Annotated in this window: 3 protein-coding genes and 1 pseudogene; 3 read left to right on the plus strand and 1 reads right to left on the minus strand. The window is 57.0% G+C overall.

Going from position 1 to position 3,402, the window contains the following annotated elements:
• A pseudogene (locus tag IWX62_RS16015) lies at positions 1-535 on the minus strand (IS5 family transposase); the annotation flags it as partial.
• A 709-nt stretch (positions 536-1,244) separates the two neighbouring features.
• Here IWX62_RS16015 and IWX62_RS16020 point away from each other — a divergent pair.
• From IWX62_RS16020 to IWX62_RS16410, 3 genes are all read left to right on the plus strand, one after another.
• Complete coding sequence (locus IWX62_RS16020; protein ID WP_196842408.1) at positions 1,245-2,012, plus strand: EAL domain-containing protein; 768 nt, start codon at positions 1,245-1,247, stop codon at positions 2,010-2,012.
• 153 nt (positions 2,013-2,165) lie between these two features.
• On the plus strand, positions 2,166-2,708 hold the full coding sequence (locus IWX62_RS16025) for a hypothetical protein (protein WP_196842409.1): 543 nt from the start codon (positions 2,166-2,168) through the stop codon (positions 2,706-2,708).
• A gap of 308 nt (positions 2,709-3,016) precedes the next feature.
• Entirely contained in the window at positions 3,017-3,322 is a 306-nt protein-coding gene (locus tag IWX62_RS16410; protein ID WP_333483495.1) for a GNAT family N-acetyltransferase, read from the plus strand.
• Positions 3,323-3,402 lie beyond the last annotated feature (80 nt).

Below are 3,402 nucleotides of genomic sequence, written 5' to 3' on the forward strand. Positions count from 1 at the left end.
CGCATCGAGCAAGAGCGGAAACATTGGTGAGTCCCCGCCCTGGCCCGGTCCGATGAGCATCGCCAACGGCCGCATTTTCCCGTCGCAGAGATGATGGATTTTCGTCGTCAACCCGCCACGGGAGCGGCCGATCGCGTGGTCAGGAGGCTCCTCGCGCAGTTTCATGTAATTCGACAGGTCCCCCTGTGGTGCGCGGAAGGTTGGTTGCGTGTTGGTGAGCCCGGTTCACTGTCGAGTCCACGGAAACCTCCCAATCGATCATCCCTGCCGCGTCAGCTTCTGCCAGCAACTGGGTGTGGATCCTGTCCCAGGTGCCATCGCTGCTGAACCGGCGGTGGCGTTTCCACACCGTCTTCCACGACCCGAAACACTCCGGCAGATCCCGCCACGGGATTCCTGCCCGGAACCGATAAACGATGCCCTCAACGACCAGCCTGTGATTGTTGAAGGGGCGGCCCGGGCTTCCGTCCGAGCTTGGCATCAACGGCTCAATCCGAGCCCACTGAGCATCCGACAAAACAGCAGTACGTGACATACCACCAGCATCCCAAAGACCTCACCGAACAATAAGGAGACACGCCCTAGGGCTCGGTGGGTCAAAAACCCATAAATAATTGCCACGCCGCTGCAAAGAAGGACTCGCCCCGACCATGCGATCTGGGGGTTCGAAGTCCACAAAGTCATTACCCAGAATGCGGCGGCCGCCGACGCAGTGGTCCAACCTAATACTCGACGTCTACCCCTTACGGACGGGTTACTCCTGGTGTCAGTCCTCAGGCGCACGAAGGCGAGGACAATACCGCCAACAATCCCCACCATCAACCCTGGCACGACACCCGAGCTCAGCATGGTGCCTTCGGGCAGGAGGACTTGACCCATCATGCCGGCGATCACACCCAGAAGCACTGACTCAATCATGGGCCTGACGAAGAACCAAAGCATTCGTCTCGGCGTCTCCTGCATCTCAATGCCTTCCCACCTGAAGCTTTGGCAGCGCGGTCCCTGATTGCACCCTAGCCGCCGATCACCACTAACAAAACACCGCCAACTAGCCATCACATCCACACGTCGTGTCTCACCCGCCGGTGTCTCTGTATCCATCGTTTGCGGGGGCCCGCATGGCGCCAATTTACTGGTCATCACGCACCCACACCGAAGCGCTGCAGAAGTGGTCTCGAATCAAGCCGCCATAATCGAAACAGTTGTACCCTACGGTGGATGTAACAAGTGAGGGAGAGCTCCACATGGCATGCAACGGCTGCACGACATCTTCACAGCTCGACTTCGATTTCAGCATGGCCTTCCAACCAATTTATGACGCGGTTGCCGGTCGCGTATGGGGCTACGAGGCGCTGGTCAGAGGTTTATCCGGTGAGGGTGCTTTTGACGTCCTGTCAAAGATCTCGCCAGAGCAAAAATACCGCTTCGACCAGGACTGTCGTGTCAAGGCAATCGAGCTGGCGTCGCGCCTGTTTCCTACGGGCGAGGAATTGATGCTCTCCATCAACTTCATGCCGAACGCGGTCTACCAACCGGCTGCATGCCTTCGTGCGACCCTGCTCGCGGCCGAGCGATGCAGTTTCCCGACGTCATCGGTCATGTTCGAGTTCACCGAAAATGAGGAGGTTTTGGACACCGCTCACCTCACGAACATCATCACCGAATATCGCAAGCATGGTTTCACCACCGCCATCGATGACTTTGGTGCAGGTCATGCGGGACTGGGACTCCTGGTCGAGTTCCAGCCAGACCTGATCAAGATCGACATGTTGCTCATCCGCGGAATCGACACCAGTCCGGCCCGCCAGGCTGTCGTGGCTGGCATCATGGGAATCACCAAAGCACTCGACATCACAGTGCTCGCAGAAGGCGTTGAGACCGAAGCGGAGTTCCTAGTTCTGAAGACAGCCGGCATCCGCCTCTTCCAAGGATACTGGTTCGCGAAGCCAGCATTCGAGGAACTCCCACAGATACAGTCGTGGTCTGCTCTCAACGTCGCCAGTGCCGCTTAGCAACCCACAGATGGCATACTCGCAAATTTCCCGCACCGGCTACTCCCCTAGCCTCTGACAAACCATCGTTTACGGACACTGCCTATGTTTACGTCGTGAGAGGCTAGAAGTTCTTGCCATAAGACTTTGCAGCGACCTGATTGGAGTAGCTGAATGACCAGCGAGCAGAACGCTAACCTGAGGGCAGATCAGTCTTTGCTTGCCGCGATCGGGCTTGGGGCATGTGTTTCGGTGCTTCATATCTTTGCTTGGGCAGATGGCACCATTCCCTGGGTACCCAGGTTTTCCCTCGGGTTAGCAGACCCATGGCTCTGGATTGCGACACCGATAGTCCTGCTATTGGGCGCCTACCTAGTTGTGGCCGCCGGCGAGAGAAAAGAAGGGCGACGGCACCATCGTGGCGCTATGGCGGTCCTCGTAGCTCTAGCGGTAGGCATGGCCATCTTTTTCAACAGCTTTCCCTTCAACCCTGTTTATGGGGTGGCTCTGCTTTTGCTTGCAGTGAGGACGCGTAGCGTGCTGACGGCAGCCGTTGGTGTATTTGCTCTTGCTGTTGCCATCGGCATTTTTTCTCTCCAATCCGCCGGAGCCGCGTTAGGCCTCATTATGCTGGCTGTCTCTAGTTTTATTGCCGCAACCAAGATCGGTCACGACCGGCAAACTCAGCTTGAAAATGAACACATAATCCCGGCCTAACTCGGCAACCCGAGCGAACCAGTCCCACCAATCGCACGGAATCTACGCTCGAAAACGATAGATTCAGAGACACCGACGAGACAGCCACATGGAAAGCTGTTGGGATGACAGTTAGTAGCCAGCCATGGCGGCACCCGAAGCCTGAAGCGTCAGATCTCTCATTGATTATTGTTCCAACACCTGTACTGCACAGCCTGGCTCAGAACGATGTTCTCCCAGAGAACTCTTTGACGCCCTACCTAGTGGGCGATGAGTGCATTGGTCTCTGGCGAATGAGGAGCCTTCAAGTTCGAAATACTGCGGCAGATATGCCTTGGATCACCCGATTCGTCTGCGTTACAGGTATGGCCTCGCCTATCGGGTTAGCAGGTTTCCATGGGGCACCAAATGACGATGGAATGGCCGAGGTCGGATACAGGATTGACCCCGCCTACAGAAGAAAAGGTTACGCGCGGCGAGCCCTAGAGATATTGCTTGCAGTTGCCCAGGCTCAACCGGAGGTCCGAACTGTTCGGGCAACCATCAGCCCCGAAAACATTGCATCCCGCACTCTTATAGAGGCCTACGGGTTCCAAGCGATCGGAGAGCAGTGGGATGAGTGTCAGCGGCCATGAAAAACTGCCCGTAGGCGGCCACGGAACTGCCCACTGATGGCCAGTAAAACTGCCCGCCGGTGGCCATGGGATCTGCCCAC

It is taken from the genome of Arthrobacter sp. CAN_A1, assembly GCF_015751665.1.
Taxonomy (GTDB): domain Bacteria; phylum Actinomycetota; class Actinomycetes; order Actinomycetales; family Micrococcaceae; genus Arthrobacter_D.

Bases quoted from the DNA above. Each gene is read 5' to 3' on its own strand.
- IWX62_RS16410 (WP_333483495.1), top strand. From the start codon at position 3,017: ATGCCTTGGATCACCCGATTCGTCTGCGTTACAGGTATGGCCTCGCCT.
- IWX62_RS16020 (WP_196842408.1), top strand. From the start codon at position 1,245: ATGGCATGCAACGGCTGCACGACATCTTCACAGCTCGACTTCGATTTC.
- IWX62_RS16025 (WP_196842409.1), top strand. From the start codon at position 2,166: ATGACCAGCGAGCAGAACGCTAACCTGAGGGCAGATCAGTCTTTGCTT.